Here is a 15568-nt window from a genome sequence, read left to right on the forward strand (position 1 = left end):
TAGAGTCTTCATAGGAGAACTATGAAGGCTCTGTTTTTGCCTCATTTTGAAAGGAGAACACATCAATGTCAACACAAGCTAATCATCATGAACATGATCAACTAGTGGCACAATGGGTGACACAATTTCGTCCTGCTGCAAAAGAGGGACAATGTGCTAGTTATATTCCAGCCTTAGCCAAAAAAGACCCGAATCAATTAGGTATTGCGATTATTGGAAATGATGGCCGCGAAATCAAAGCAGGAGATACAGCAGAATTATTTACGCTTCAAAGTGTCTCCAAAGTTATTACATTTATTTTAGCCTGTATGGATCGAGGAGTACCTTATGTGTTAGAAAGAGTAGATGTGGAACCGACAGGAGATACCTTTAACTCGATTATTCGCTTGGAAAGCCATCAGCCAGGAAAACCTTTTAATCCAATGATTAATGCAGGGGCTATTACAGTGTCCTCTTTGCTCGCGGGGAGTTCGCCACAAGAGAAGGTCACAAAGATTTTAGCATTTTTAGAACAAATCATCGGCAAGCAATTAAGTATCAATGAAGAGGTATTTCAATCGGAATGGCAAACAGCTAATCGAAATCGAGCATTGGCCTATTATTTAATGGACTCTGGTTTCCTTGATTGTCCAGTAGAGGCGGCACTTGAGGTCTACCTGAAGCAATGTGCGATTGAGGTCAATGTCTCAGATTTAGCCATGATTGGTTTAGTCATCGCCAATGACGGCTACCATCCACTATTAAAGAAACAGCTTTTTCCTAAACAAGTGGCAAAATTAGCGAAGGCCTTGATGGTGACATGTGGTATGTACAATGCTTCAGGAAAATTTGCAGCATTTATTGGCCTACCTGCTAAAAGTGGTGTGTCAGGTGCAATCCTAACAGCCGTTCCAGGACATGCTGGCTTGCATTCACCGTTCCCCGCTGGCTGTGGTATAGGTATTTATGGACCAGCTATCGATTCAATCGGCAATAGTGTCGCTGGTGTACAATTACTCAAGCATTTAGCGACGGAATGGGACATGACAATTTTTTAACAAGTGGAAGATGGCTTCAGGGTAGTCTGAAGCCATCTTCTTTTTATTTTTTTCTTTTGATTTTATAGATAATCAATAGCGCGATAAACCAAATTGGTGTTAACAGCAGTGCTGTACGCGTAGCCTCAGAAATCAACATGACAATAAGTAAAAATGCGAAAAATGCAAGAATGACATAGTTGATAAATGGTGTTAGTGGTGCTTTAAAGTTTGATGCTTCATGTAAAGCACGATTTTTTCGTTTATAGATGATGTGAGAAATAACAATAATGCTCCATACCCATATAAAACAAATTGCACTAATCGTCGTCACAATACTAAAGGCATTCTCTGGCATCAGCTTACTTAGCAATGCACCTACTGATACAACAACAGCAGACACAACGAGTGCGTTACTTGGAACACTGTTTTTGTTCAGTTTTGCAAACGCAGGAGAAGCTTGTTTATTGTTACCAAGATTAAAGAGCATTCGACTTGTAGAGAATAAACCACTATTACCAGCTGAAGCGGCAGAAGTGAGTACAACAAAATTTATAATACCAGCAGCAATTGGAATTCCTGCTAATGTAAATACTTGGACAAAAGGACTGTTTTCGGCAGACATTTCATACCATGGATTGATACATAAAATAACAAATAATGCTCCTACATAAAAGAGTAAAATACGGAATGGAATTTTATTAATGGCAGACGGAATATTTTTTTGAGGATCTGCTGTCTCAGCAGCTGAAACCCCGACTAATTCTACACCAACGAATGCAAAAACAACCATTTGAAAGGCCATTAAAAAGCCATATAACCCATTTGGGAACACCCCAACATGTGCCCAAAGGTTTTCCACAGAAACTGGCCCAGAGCTAGTATGAAAGCCTGTCACTAACATAATAAGTCCGATAATGATAAGAGCTACAATAGTAATGACTTTAATGATGGCAAACCAAAATTCTAGCTCCCCAAAAAGCTTAACTGTTAATAAATTCAGTAGTAATAATAATACTAAGCAACCAATGGCTGGCACCCACTGTGGGGTATCAAACCAATATTGTGTATAAACCCCTACAGCAATAATATCTGCCATGGCCGTCATAATCCAACAGAACCAGTATGTCCAGCCTGTTACATAGCCAGCCCAGGGTCCTATGTATTCAGATGCAAAATCCGTAAATGATGTGTAGCCCGCGTTAGATAGTAACAGTTCGCCTAATGCGCGCATGACAAAAAATAGTGCGGTACCGACAATTAAATAGGCTAAAATGATGGAAGGTCCTGCAAGGGCAATGGCTTTCCCTGAGCCTAAAAATAAACCAGTGCCAATCGTTCCACCAATGGCAATAAGCTGCACATGGCGATTTTTTAAATCACGTTTTAATTGTTGCTGTTCCACGTTAATCCCCCTCAAAGATGCGTAAAAACTATGACTGGAAAAATAAAAAAGAGACTAGTTGTGACACTAGTCTCGGAAAAACGTCAGAATAACAAATACCATTTATTCGCAAATATTTCATGAAATCTTTTAAAATTCATGTGGCTTCGCTTATAAAAGCTGCTATTACTCCTCTGTCCTTTTGCCTGAGATAGTGAACCCTTCGGCGACGCATTGTGCGCTCTCTCCAGAACTGCTCCTGCTATAGTTTGATCCATAGCATTCATAGCTTATTAACTTTCTAATCAATTGTTATTGTAAGATATTATACATCCTATCAGTGCATGTAAAATAATTCAACAATAAATTTTAACTATTTTCAGAAAAATAGAAGAATGGGTTACTAAATGGGAAATCTCTGACGAAAAATAGGAATTCTAGACATAGAAGATTTAGTAAGGAGAATTGCTAAAAAAGGGGAGACACTTTTAGTGGAAGCTTGCATAGGGAGAGAAGCAAGCAGGCAAAACGGTATAGTTCGCTCCAAAGAGTGGTGAGGTCACCCCTTCTGTTGGAAAGGCGCTTGAAAAGGGGGGTAGCTCCGCTCTGAAGGAAGGCAATGTACTCAATATTGTCGAGAAACTACTCAAAGCCGGGGCTCAAAGGAAGAGTGAATCCTCTCCAAAAGAGTTGCAAAGTGATCATTATGTGTGAAGAACCGCTCCAAACTGCTGTCGAAGCGATCATTCTGGAGGGAGAGCCGCTCCATGAAGAGTGAACCCGCTCCAAAAGTGTAGCGAAGTGATCATTGTGTGTGAAGAACCGCTCCAAATTAGTGTCGAAGTGATCAATCTGTAGGGAGGACCGCTCACAGGAAGAGTGAACCCGCTCCAAAAGTAGCGAAAAGCGCTCAATATGATGCGAGAACTGCTCCGAAAGGGTAGCAAAGTGATCAATCTGGAGGAAGAGCCGCTCCAAATTGATGTCAAAGTGAATATTCTTCAGGGAGAGCCGTTCAAAGTTTCGGAGAAGTGATCAATCTGTAGGGAGGACTGCTCACAAGAAGAGTGAACCCGCTCCAAAAGTAGCGAAAAGCGCTCAATATGATGCGAGAACCGCTCCAAAAGTGTAGCAAAGTGATCATTGTGTGTGAAGAACCGCTCAAAATTGATATCGAAGTGATCATTCTACAGGGAGGACCGCTCACAGGAAGAGTGAACCCGCTCCAAAAGTAGCGAAAAGCGCTCAATATGATGCGAGAACCGCTCCAAAAGTGTAGCAAAGTGCTCAATCTGTAGAAAGAGCCGCTCCAAGATCATTCATCATGCAGAGCCGCTCAACTAAGATTGCAAAGTATCAGTCTCTAGTAAGGACCAATTTACAGTGTGGTATCATTAGTGAAAATGGGCTATAGGTTACCCCTTTTTGTTGGATTTTTTTCTGGTCCAAATGCAGGATTAAAGACTGGTTGAACGAGAGCTAGTATTTAATGATTTGCAATAGATATAATATAGTAGAAACTCTGAATTTTTTAAAAAAGAAGTCGTCTCATAGTTCTTTGAGACGACTTCTTTTCATGAGAGTATTAATATTTTTTTGCTTTTATTTTACCAGTCCAAGTTTTAAAACCGCCTTGAAGTTGGTAAATTTGGTTGTACCCACGTTTTTTAAGAAATAAAGCAGCACGTGAGCTACGGCCTGTATTTTGACAGTATAGATATACTGGTAAATCTGGGCGGATTTCTTTATAACGTTGACGAAGTGTTGTAGAAGGAACATTACGTGCACCAAGAATGTGACCTGCATCAAATTCTTTTTGTTCACGGACATCGATTAGCTGTGCTTTACGATAGCCTTCTATGAATTGCTCTTGTGTTAAGTTGGTTACGGCTTTTTTTAGTCGTAGTGCATTAATACCAATATATGCAATGATAACTACTAAAACGACACCGATTGTGATAAGTATGTCCAAGATTTTCTTACCCCTTTCTATCTTCTCTATTATTATAAAAGATGCGCTAGCGATAGTCCAATGAGTTTGATAAAATTAACTAGGTTGTGGCAAATTCGTCTATTTTGTTACAAAAGCATATCGAGCAACCGTAGAGTAATTTTTGTTAAGGTTGAACCACAGGTGGGGCCTGAGGGATCATTTTATATTTGTAGGAGATGAACATATGACAACTTGGTATTTTTTAAATTCAGGGAAATGTAGTCCTTCTTTTAATATGGCGCTAGATGAAGCATTACTTGATTGGCATAGTGAGGGGTTAATTCCACCAGTGATCCGTTTTTATGAGTGGGAACCTGCGACACTATCAATTGGTTATTTTCAACAAGCCAAAAGAGACATTAATTTAGATGCTGTTCGAGAACAAGGTTTAGGTTTTGTCCGTCGACCAACTGGTGGACGAGCTGTCCTGCATGAACATGAGCTAACATATAGCGTCATTGTTACTGAAAGTTATCCGAATATGCCAGAGTCTGTAACAGAAGCATACCGTGTATTAAGTGAGGGAATATTGCAAGGTTTCCACAACCTAGGAATGGATGCCTATTTTAGTGTTCCTGATACAGAGGAGAAAAGAGCTGACTTAAAGAGTCCGAAAAGTGCTGTTTGCTTTGATGCACCAAGCTGGTATGAACTTGTCGTTGAAGGGAAAAAAATAGCGGGAAGTGCCCAAACACGTCAAAAAGGTGTTATTTTACAGCATGGCGCCATTTTATTAGATTTAGATCAAGAGAAATTATTATCGGTATTTAATTTCTCAAGCGAGGAAGCAAAGGATCGTATGCGTAGAAAGCTGCCAGAAAAGGCAGTCGCGATTAATAGTCTTGTCAAAGAGCCAGTGACAATTGAGCAATGTGTGACAGCTTTTCGAGATGGCTTTGCAAAATCGTTGCAAATTGATTTAAAACCATTTACACTTTCAGAGGAGCAATTAGAATATGTCCGTGCATTAGAAGAAAAAAATATGCATGTGATGAGTGGAACTTTAAAAAGTAAAAAATGGTATGGAAAAAATATTTTTTTACGTTCAATCCTAGTTATAACAAGTAGTTCTGAATCTATTTAAAAAAGCAAGAGTTGAATTAAAAAACTATATATAGTATCTTTTTTTAAGACATATACACAATATGTAGTGTTTAATAACACATGATATTGTGTATTTATTTTGTAATGAAGAAAACAAGGGAGGCAAAATGATGGTACTCACAAATCATCAACCCGATGTAAACAAACAATTTGAGCAATTAAACAAAGATATTGAACAATTTTCACAGGTTCACCCAGTAACACCTGACATGCATATCACACATAAAGGTGTATCAAGACTTGTCATGATCGATCGCTACTCGTTTAAAGACACGGAAAAGAAAACACTAAAAGCTGGTGATTTTGTTGTTTTAACGGTAAAAGCTGATCCAAAATTCCCTGCACGTGGTTTAGGGACAATTCAAAAGCTGGACATGGCTACAAAAACAGCAGATATTTTGATTGAGGAAGATTATCGTAGCGCATTAGACGATCCGCAAGAGCAGGAAACGGGTGTGATTACACGTTCAATTGACGTGCTAGAAAAGCCTCTTGAAATATTTTATGAACAAATCGCAAAACGAAATGCAACGGGCCTTGCCGCTGTTGAAAAAACACCAGAAAAACGTCAAGAATGGTTTGAAAAATTTTATGAGCAATTAGTATCCTTGAAATTCATTCCAGCTGGACGAGTGATTTATGGAGCTGGATCTGAAACTGATGTAACCTTCTTTAACTGTTACGTTATGCCATTTGTCGCTGACTCTCGTGAAGGTATCAGTGATCACCGTAAGCAAGTTATGGAGATTATGAGCCGCGGTGGTGGTGTTGGAACAAATGGTTCAACATTACGCCCACGTAACACGCTAGCACGTGGTGTAAACGGTAAATCATCTGGCTCAGTTTCTTGGTTAGATGATATTGCTAAATTGACACATCTTGTAGAGCAAGGTGGATCACGTCGTGGAGCACAAATGATTATGCTAGCAGATTGGCATCCAGATATTGTGGAATTTATTATTTCGAAAATGCAAAATCCACGTATTCTGCGTTATTTAATTGAAAATACGACAGATGAATCAATCATTCGTCTAGCAAAAGAAAAATTAAACTTTAAACCTCTTTCTATGCAGGAAGAAGCAATGTATCAAGGCATCGTGAACTACAAAAATATAGAAGGCTTAGGCGGATTCGATACAGCGATTATTCGTGAAGCTGAAAATAAGTTACGTGATGGTGGTACTTATACAGTTCATAACCCTGAGTTTTTAACAGGTGCGAACATTTCCGTAACATTAACAAAAGAATTTATGGAAGCCGTTGAAAATGATGCTGACTTTGAGCTTCGCTTCCCAGCTGTAGAGGAATATACAAAAGAAGAAATGAACATTTACAACACGGAATGGCATAAAGTTGGCGATGTTCGTGAATGGGAGAAAATGGGCTATAAAGTCCGCACATACCGTACAATTAAAGCAAAAGAATTATGGAATTTAATTAATGTTTGTGCAACTTACTCTGCAGAGCCAGGTATTTTCTTCATCGACAATGCAAATGACATGACAAATGCCAAAGCATATGGACAAAGTGTTGTAGCGACAAACCCATGTGGCGAACAACCACTTGCACCATATTCTGTGTGTAACTTAGCTGCTGTGAATTTAGCACAGTTTGCAAATAAAGAAAATCAATCAGTTGATTACGAAGCACTACGTGAAACAGTACGTGTAGGCGTTCGTATGCAGGATAATGTAATTGATGCAACACCTTACTTCTTAGAAGAAAACCGTGTACAAGCACTAGGCGAGCGTCGTGTAGGTTTAGGGGTAATGGGCTTAGCAGATTTACTTATTTATTGCGAGAAAGAATACGGTTCAGAAGCAGGCAATGCTTTAGTCGATGAAATCTTTAAAACCATTGCTGAAACAGCATATGAGGCGTCTACAGAGCTTGCTAAAGAACGTGGTAGCTTCCCATTCTTGGTAGGTGCTACTGACGAAGAAACAGCTCGTTTACGTAAAGCCTTTACAGAGACAGGCTATATGCAAAAAATGCCTGCTCACATTAAAGAGCAAATTTTAGCAACAGGTATTCGAAACTCACATTTATTAACTGTTGCGCCGACTGGTTCAACGGGAACAATGGTAGGTGTGGCAACAGGTCTTGAGCCTTACTTCTCCTTCACGTACTACCGTTCTGGTCGTCTAGGTAAATTCATTGAAGTGAAAGCTGAAATTGTCCAAGAATATTTAGAGCGTCATCCAGAAGTAAATGAGCAAGAGCTTCCAGAATGGTTCGTTACAGCGATGGAGCTAAAACCAGAAGCACATGCTGATGTTCAATGTATTATTCAAAAATGGATTGATTCATCTATTTCTAAAACTGTAAACGCACCAAAAGGCTATACAGTACAGCAAGTTGAAAAAGTGTACGAGCGACTATATAAAGGTGGCGCTAAAGGCGGTACGGTCTATGTTGATGGTAGCCGTGATTCACAAGTACTTACACTAAAAGCTGAAGAAAATGATATGGATCAACTTTCATTTGAAGAGGAATTAGTAGAAGAACATACAAAACGTCCGGTCGTATTAGTAGATACGATTCAAGCGTTAGAGTCAACAACTGTAATTGGCTCTGACGTAGGGAATACATGCCCTGTATGCCGTAAAGGCACAGTCGAAGAAATGGGCGGCTGTAATACATGCACAAACTGTGGCGCACAGTTAAAATGCGGTCTATAAATTAGATATAAAATCAGTTGTACCTTTTTACCCCTTTAGATAAGATAATCTAAAGGGGTATTTTTGTTTCAAATGGAAATATTTTGTTTAGCGATTTAGGAACGAATTTTTGAATACAGTAAAGATGATTGAGGGGGTATGTAAGTAGATGGATGTTTCACAAATTGTAGAAAAAATTAATGAACTTTTTAATGTGAAAAATAAGAAAATCTATGCTAGTGAATCTGGGATTACATACAAGGCAGATAAAAAAATAAAAAAAATAGGATACTGTGTTAACCTAACCCTTGAAACAATAGAGGAAGCAAGAATTCAAGGCGTTGATATGATGTTGACACATCATGATGCTTGGGAGGAACTATATGGATTGAAAGACGCATGCATCGAAAAACTAGCGGAGTATGGTATAAGTCACTACTATAATCACTTACCGCTCGATGACTGTCATTTTGGAACAAATGATAGTTTATTAAAAAAATTGAACTTAAAAAATATGAAAAGAACACACGAATGGGAAGGATTATATTTTGGTAGAATCGCTGAATATGATAAAGAAATTGAATTTCATGAATTCGTATCAAAAATTGAAAACGTACTTGAAGAACCCGTTAGATTTTGGCGGTTCAATGACAAAAAGGTGAAACGAGTGGGCTTAGTCTGTGGTAATGGAGCATCAACAGCTTGTCTTAAGGAAGCCGTTGAACATAAGTGTGATACATACATTACAGGTGAATGTAATTTGTATACGATTCAATATGCTCAGTTTAAAGGAATAAATCTTATTATTGGAAGTCATACTTTTACAGAATTACCTGGAATTGAAAGTTTAGCGTTGAAATTGAAGGACAATAATAAAGATCTTGAAATAGTGAGACTTAACGAATTCCATCATGAAGCGAATATAGGATAAGGCATATTAGGAAAGTGGAAATCTTTCAGTAGGTGGCTGAGCTCATAGTGTGCTCGTGATATTAATTTTTTGCCGAACTGGTAGTAAGGAAAAAGTGTTTTCCTACCTCGGGAAGTTTTATGATTTATTCAAGGGAAAGTTTGTTTGTTGAAATAGTGATAAATGTATAAAAATAGAAAAGGGTGAAGTGAGGTATGAAAGTTCATAGAATAGATCATATAGGAATATTCGTTCATAATCTTCCTGCTGCCAAAGCATTTTTTCTTGACTTAGGTCTAGAAATGCTTGGGGAAGGAAAAGTGGAAGGCGAATGGGTGAAGCGGATGGAGCAGATAATAGGGCTTCAAGACGTTCAAGAGGAAGCTGCCATATTACGCACAACAGATGACGCAAATCTAGAAATAGTAATGCTGCGTACACCAGAAGGGGACACAAAAATAGAACTAGTAAAATATCACCCGCCATCAGATGAAAATGGCCAACAGCATCCTTTAGTAAATAATATAGGTAACCAGCACATAGCCTTTACAGTTGAAGATATTGAAGCCCTAGTTACCAAATTATCAATGAAGGGGGCAGAACTTATTGGTGAAATATATAGTTACGAAAACGTTTATAAGTTATGTTACGTTCGTGGACCAGAAGGAATTATTTTGGAGCTTGCTGAGGCGATTAAATAATCTTGTAACTAAGATTACTTCATTACGATTACTCAAATTCTATTCATCAATTGTAACGCCTAAAAAATAATCTCCCCTCTGTAGATTTTTAGAGGGGAGATTTTTTTTGATGGATATTTATGTTAATATCACTATAAGATTGAAGTAGATTGAATCTTATTTAGGGAAGGCATAAGTTGACAATCTTCCCATAAGAAAAATCATGATTTCCAATGGATGCATTCAATATAGAAATACAGTAATTCCTTTGCAAAATTTAATTTAGGAAAGAGTTTATTCGTGTTAATAAAGGATTATAAAGTTACTCATAGTGCAGGTGTGAGGAGGAATTAAAATTGATTATTACCGAAAATATAAAAGGGCAACGCTACCAACAGCTTATCAAATTACTAGCAAGTCAATGTAACCGCTTCGCCTTTGTTGAGAATAGACAATTAATGGCTGATGAAGAATTACGACTAGCCATTGTGGGTGAATTAATCGCAGATATTGGCGATCAATTTATCGAAAGAAAAATACAACGCAAGTGGGAGACAACATGGCTTGGCGAAGGTACAGCATATGTTTTTTATTTTATTTTAAATGATATTACCGCACAATTTTTGAAGGACCATAGCTACTCTCTTTTTGACTGGGTTTATCCAAAATTACCAGAGGATTTAATGTTTTACCAAGATGATCAATGTTTACTAGCAGCGTGTTCGCACGAAGGTTTTTTTAGGGTTGATGAAAACTTATGGAACAGTTTCATATTAAGCTAACGAAGGAGATTGTTCAATGCAAGTAATTTTCTAGTGTCCTACATTAAAAGAAATTGATAGTTTCAATATAACCCACGGAAACGAATTACTTTTATTCTTACAATTAATGCAGTATCCCTTGAAATAAAATGGGGTGAAAGAATCTTTAAATTTTGGGTATGATGTATGTATTTTTTCTGAAATCCTAGTTTTAAAGGGTTAAAAGAGATCTTATCGAATAAAATTAGAAGAAACCACTATTTTGGAATAGATGGGATTTATAAGGGGGTAGCTTTGTGACAAAAATTGCAATAATTTCAGATATCCACGGGAATAAAACGGCACTAGAAGCCGTGTTAGAAGACATTCGATTAAGAAATATTGAAAGAATTTTTTGTTTAGGTGATTTAATTGGCAAAGGACCCCGAGGCTCTGAATGTATCGAGCTTATCCAAAAGAACTGCGAACGAGTAGTTCGAGGCAACTGGGATGTTTTTATTCAATCTCCAACTGAGCTTGAAATTTTACAGTGGTTTAAAGATAGATTAACAGAAAAGGATTATCACTATCTAGCTTCATTACCATATAGTATTGATCTTGAATTAAATGGACAATTAATAAGGTTTTTCCACGCTTCCCCAAGAAGCGAGTTTGAACGCATTGTGCCTAGCCATCCAATTGAAAAGCGTTTATCAATGTTTGAGAATAGTGAAAAAACTAATTCAATTCATTCTAAAAAACTTCCTGATATTGTTTTCTACGGCGATTTACATACAACTTTTTTACATACATATAAAAAGGGGATTCTGTGTAACGTTGGGAGTGTCGGAAATTCACTTGACTTAACTTCAGCTTCCTATGCGATTCTAGATGGCTCATATTCAAACAACGCCATTCAATTTATTAGAGTTGAGTATGATAGACAGGCAGAACTTTTGATGGCAGAACAGCTAGGTTTGCCACAATTAGATAAATATTACGATGAAATTATGTTAGCAAAATATCGAAATGCTTAGGGTTTTTAGTGGTGAACAACACCGCGGATAATAGATGGGGAAACAAGTTATAAAGGCTAATACTTGACATCTCTTTAGCTATATAAACTTACCAAGGATGTAGAAAAAAGGGGGAGAAAATATGAGTGTAGAAGTTTTTAATGGAGAGCGTTCCGAAGAAAGCGTTCAATTTGAAAAATGGTTAATTGCTCAGAGTAATAAAAAGAGTTTTTCTAGTATTGAAAATGCAAAGCAGTTTACGAAGCAAAGGGGCACAGAAAATATTCAGCCCTATGTTATTGGGGATGATGTAACCTTTGTAAGTGAGGTACAGGAACAAAGTTTTGAGGGAATGCAGGTTTTCACTTTAAATGACAAAAAGTCCTTGAAGCAAAAAGTTATTCTCTATATACATGGTGGCGCCTGGACAAGTCAACCTTTATCCTTACATTGGATGTTCATGGATAGAATAGCACAATCGTTAAATGCCAAGGTTATTGCGCCCATTTACCCTAAAGTACCCCATTTTAACTATCAAGATACCTACTCAAAAATTTTCAATTTATATATGGAAATAGTAGAAAATGTTGAAAACACCAACCAATGTACGATTATGGGAGATTCGGCAGGTGGAAATATAGCACTTGGCCTCATTCAACTTTTGAAACGAGATAAGCTGCCTCAACCGCAAGATATTATTTTATTTTCTGCATGTGTTGATATGAGTTTAGAAAACCCTCTTATACCTGAATATGAAGAAAACGATCCTATGTTGGCTAGTGAAGGAATGGAAGTTATTACAAAGATATGGGCAGCTGATAAAGATCTAAAGGACCCATTAATTAGTCCAATTTACGGTGATTTTCAAGGGATTGGCAAGATTACTCATTTTATTGGCACACATGAAAGTTTATATCCAGACGCCATTCAATTTGATGAACTACTAACAGAACAAGGTGTCGCCATCACTACCTATGTATATCCTAAGATGAATCATGTTTTTGTTGTGATGCCGATACCTGAAGCTATAGATGCTCAACAGAAAATTGTAAATATCTTAAGTAAATAATTTCTAGAAGCGTGTTTTGATGTATTCAAAACACGCTTTTCTTGTTCTTTTTATTAGCGGAAAATCACTATAAGTTGAAACGAAAATTAAAAATTATAAAGTAAGCTTACATTTAAAAGGAAGTATTATGCAAAATAGAATTCGTGCATTGCGGATATCAAAGAAGATTCTTTTAATTCGTCTATCCTATTTGTGTTCCTTGTACCGTTGATCATTGCTCTACTAAATATTGGTATTGGCCTAGTGTTTGGCACATTATTTACAGATAAGCAGGTAGGTGGGATTTTTGCAATATTTGTAAATGTTACAACTTGGTTAAGTGGAACTTGGTTCGAACTAGATATGGTAGGTGGGACTTTTTCAATCAATTGCGCACTTTTTACCTTTTGTTCATACTCTCAATGCAGCAAAAGCTATTCTACAAGGAGCCTATGTTGACATGCTTCAATCACTATCTATTGTGATTGGCTATACGATATTGATCACGATTTTCGCCATGATTGCTTTTAAATGTAAAATGCGTGCTTAACGTAAAAAGGCAGCCCCAACTACTTATGAACTGCCCCGTAAAAGTTAGACACCAATCTAACTTTTACGGGGGTTTTTTTATGGCAAAAGTAAAGGCTGAACAACGTATTCAAGCAGTCCAGCGATACTTAAATGGAGATGAATCTATGATTGAAATCGCAGAAGACATCGGAGTGACAAAAAAGGTTGTAAGTGAATGGGTTCGCCGATATCAAAAAAATGGTGTAGAGACTTTCTTAAAGTCCTATACAAACTATTCAGCTGACTATAAAATGAATGTACTAAATTATATGAACGAGACAGGTACATCTTCAGTTGATACAGCTGCTCTCTTTAATATTTCATCTTCTGGCTTAATTCGGGGTTGGAAATTAAAGTTTGAAGTTGGTGGTTATGATGCTCTTGTTTCCAAGAAAAAGGGGCGTCCATCCATGAAAAAAGACACAAAAAGAACAACGAAATCAATACCAGCTGAAGGGTCTGTTGAGGCGTTAACAGCACGTATTAAACAATTAGAAATGGAGAATGCCTACTTAAAAAAGTTGAATACTTTAGTTCAAATGAAAGAAAAATTACCAACCAAATCAAAGCGCAAGTAATTTACGAACTAAAGGAAATCTATGAAGTGGTGGAATTAATCAAAGTCGCTGATATTCCACGTAGTACGTATTATTACTGGGAAAAGCGTTTGAATCGTACTGATAAATACGCTGATGTGAAAGTCGCAATTCAGTCCATTTATCATGAACATAAGGGACGTTATGGCTATCGTCGGATTGCTAAAGAACTTAAAAAATACGGCATTGTTCATGATCCCAAAACGATTAACGGTTTGATGAATGCCATTGGCATAAAATGTGAAGTCCGCATGAGGAAATATCGTTCGTATAAAGGAAAAGTCGGGAAAATTGCCCCAAACATATTACAACGTGATTTTACAGCGAAAAAAATGAACGAGAAATGGGTAACAGACGTGACAGAGTTCCATCTATTTGGTGAGAAACGCTATTTATCACCAGTCCTTGATTTATGTAATGGCGAAATTATTGCATACACGGTAATGAATCGTCCAGTGTATAACCTCGTCCATGATATGCTAGAACAAGCATTGGAGCGCATTCAATCAGGTGATCAAGTCGTTCTTCATTCGGATCAAGGTTGGCACTATCAAATGAAAAAGTATCAACGAACCTTAAAACAACATGGGATTACGCAAAGTATGTCCCGTAAGGGCAATTGTTTAGATAACGCAGTCATAGAAAATTTCTTTGGCTTATTAAAATCTGAACTCCTGTATCTACAAGAATTTGAATCCATGGCACATTTCGAACAGGAACTTCATGACTATATTCACTATTACAATCACAAACGAATGAAGGCAAAATTAAAAGACCTAAGCCCGGTGGAGTACCGAACTCAGGTCTTAGAAGTAGCTTAACTAAATATGTCTAACTTTTTTGGGTCAGATCACTTATTGGGGCTGCCTTTTTCTATTAATCATGATTTAATGTTGCAGCAATCTCGGGTTGTTGCTCTACTTGGCGTAGCATATTGAAGGATGCAATCGCTACTTCTACTTGATCGTCTTTTGGTTCGCGTGTTGTCAATAATTGAAGCCATAAGCCAGGGTAGCCAAGGAAGCGTAACACTGGGATATTACGGCAAGCGTTGGTTGCTTGTAATACTTCAAAGGAAATACCAAGAACAACAGGAATTAATAGAATACGATCTAAAATACGAAGCCACAGTGGGTCTGTAGGCACAAAGAAATATAAAAACATGCCGACGAACACTGTGAATAGAATGAAGCTACTACCACAACGATAGTGTAGGCGTGATTGAGCTTGGACGTTTTTTACCGTAATATCTAACCCCGCTTCATAGCAATTAATGACCTTGTGCTCTGCACCATGGTACTGAAATACTCGTTTAATGAGGGGCGTTAACGAGATAAAATATAAGTAGGCTAGCAGTAATAATAGTTTAATGCCACTTTCCAGTAAAATTTGTCCGGTTTTTCCTTCAATCCATTTAGAGAAAAAATCGGCTATAAAAACAGGAATTAATGTGAAAGCAAATTTTCCAAATAAAAAAGAAAGAATACCAACTAAAGCAACTCCAAGTATCATTTGAAGTTTAGAGCCTTCTTCTTTATGATCTTCTTCTTCGCCAGGAGTCACATCAAAACGATCTCCGGCAAATTGCATATGACGAGAACCTAAGCCAGCAGATTCAATAAGCGCAACTACGCCTCTTACAAAAGGTATTTTTTTAAGTTTTTGTAAAATAGGTTTTTGAACTTTTTTAAAATGATAATAATCAATGGAATCATCGTTACGACGAATGGCTGTAACGGTATGTTCCTTTCCTCCGAACATCACACCCTCTAATTGTGCTTGTCCCCCGTATACAGGTGAATTGCTCAAGGCTAACACCACTCTCTATATATATTTCAACTGTACCATTGT

11 protein-coding genes, 1 pseudogene and 1 riboswitch are annotated in these 15568 nt (G+C 37.4%); of the genes and pseudogenes, 9 read left to right on the plus strand and 3 right to left on the minus strand.

Features of this window, described 5'->3' with window-relative positions; genetic code table 11:
- Window positions 1-65: 65 nt before the first annotated feature.
- Complete coding sequence (locus SJW71_RS09335; RefSeq protein WP_313470703.1) at window positions 66-1037, plus strand: glutaminase; 972 nt, start codon at window positions 66-68, stop codon at window positions 1035-1037.
- A gap of 43 nt (window positions 1038-1080) precedes the next feature.
- On the opposite strand, the gene SJW71_RS09340 is transcribed toward SJW71_RS09335, so the two are convergent.
- Together SJW71_RS09340 and SJW71_RS09345 are read right to left on the minus strand one after the other, a co-directional pair.
- Entirely contained in the window at window positions 1081-2421 is a 1341-nt protein-coding gene (locus SJW71_RS09340) for an amino acid permease (protein ID WP_431812038.1), read from the minus strand.
- 163 nt (window positions 2422-2584) lie between these two features.
- Window positions 2585-2661, minus strand: a riboswitch (glycine riboswitch).
- Between the two features lie 1324 nt (window positions 2662-3985).
- Window positions 3986-4372, minus strand: a complete 387-nt coding sequence (locus tag SJW71_RS09345) for a rhodanese-like domain-containing protein (protein ID WP_036122960.1) — start codon at window positions 4370-4372, stop codon at window positions 3986-3988.
- A 256-nt stretch (window positions 4373-4628) separates the two neighbouring features.
- Here SJW71_RS09345 and SJW71_RS09350 point away from each other — a divergent pair.
- The 8 genes and pseudogenes from SJW71_RS09350 (at window position 4629) to SJW71_RS09385 (ending at window position 14538) form a co-directional block, all read left to right on the plus strand.
- A pseudogene (locus SJW71_RS09350) lies at window positions 4629-5407 on the plus strand (lipoate--protein ligase family protein).
- Between the two features lie 200 nt (window positions 5408-5607).
- Window positions 5608-8178, plus strand: coding sequence for a vitamin B12-dependent ribonucleotide reductase (locus SJW71_RS09355; protein WP_396631784.1), 2571 nt, complete (start codon window positions 5608-5610; stop codon window positions 8176-8178).
- A 148-nt stretch (window positions 8179-8326) separates the two neighbouring features.
- Window positions 8327-9088, plus strand: a complete 762-nt coding sequence (locus SJW71_RS09360; protein ID WP_322611530.1) for a Nif3-like dinuclear metal center hexameric protein — start codon at window positions 8327-8329, stop codon at window positions 9086-9088.
- A gap of 194 nt (window positions 9089-9282) precedes the next feature.
- Window positions 9283-9768: a VOC family protein gene (locus tag SJW71_RS09365; RefSeq protein WP_431812039.1), complete on the plus strand. Its 486-nt coding sequence runs from the start codon at window positions 9283-9285 to the stop codon at window positions 9766-9768.
- A 335-nt stretch (window positions 9769-10103) separates the two neighbouring features.
- Window positions 10104-10529: a stage III sporulation protein AH gene (locus SJW71_RS09370; protein WP_274793651.1), complete on the plus strand. Its 426-nt coding sequence runs from the start codon at window positions 10104-10106 to the stop codon at window positions 10527-10529.
- 275 nt (window positions 10530-10804) lie between these two features.
- On the plus strand, window positions 10805-11524 hold the full coding sequence (locus SJW71_RS09375) for a metallophosphoesterase family protein (protein ID WP_431812040.1): 720 nt from the start codon (window positions 10805-10807) through the stop codon (window positions 11522-11524).
- Window positions 11525-11645: 121 nt separating this feature from the next.
- Window positions 11646-12572 carry an alpha/beta hydrolase fold domain-containing protein gene (locus SJW71_RS09380; RefSeq protein WP_431812041.1) on the plus strand — a complete coding sequence of 309 codons (927 nt, stop codon included), beginning with the start codon at window positions 11646-11648 and terminating at the stop codon, window positions 12570-12572.
- Between the two features lie 608 nt (window positions 12573-13180).
- A protein-coding gene (locus SJW71_RS09385) for an IS3 family transposase (RefSeq protein ID WP_431811675.1) occupies window positions 13181-14538 on the plus strand; the annotation gives its coding sequence in 2 pieces (ribosomal slippage) (window positions 13181-13634 and window positions 13634-14538; 1359 coding nt in all).
- 55 nt (window positions 14539-14593) lie between these two features.
- Here SJW71_RS09385 and SJW71_RS09390 read toward each other — a convergent pair.
- Window positions 14594-15526 (minus strand): DUF1385 domain-containing protein, encoded by a 933-nt coding sequence (locus tag SJW71_RS09390; protein WP_274793647.1) that lies wholly within the window; start codon window positions 15524-15526, stop codon window positions 14594-14596.
- Between the last annotated feature and the right edge of the window lie 42 nt (window positions 15527-15568).

Source organism: Lysinibacillus sp. FW12 (assembly GCF_050817245.1).
In the GTDB taxonomy this organism is placed as follows: Bacteria; Bacillota; Bacilli; order Bacillales_A; family Planococcaceae; genus Lysinibacillus; species Lysinibacillus irui.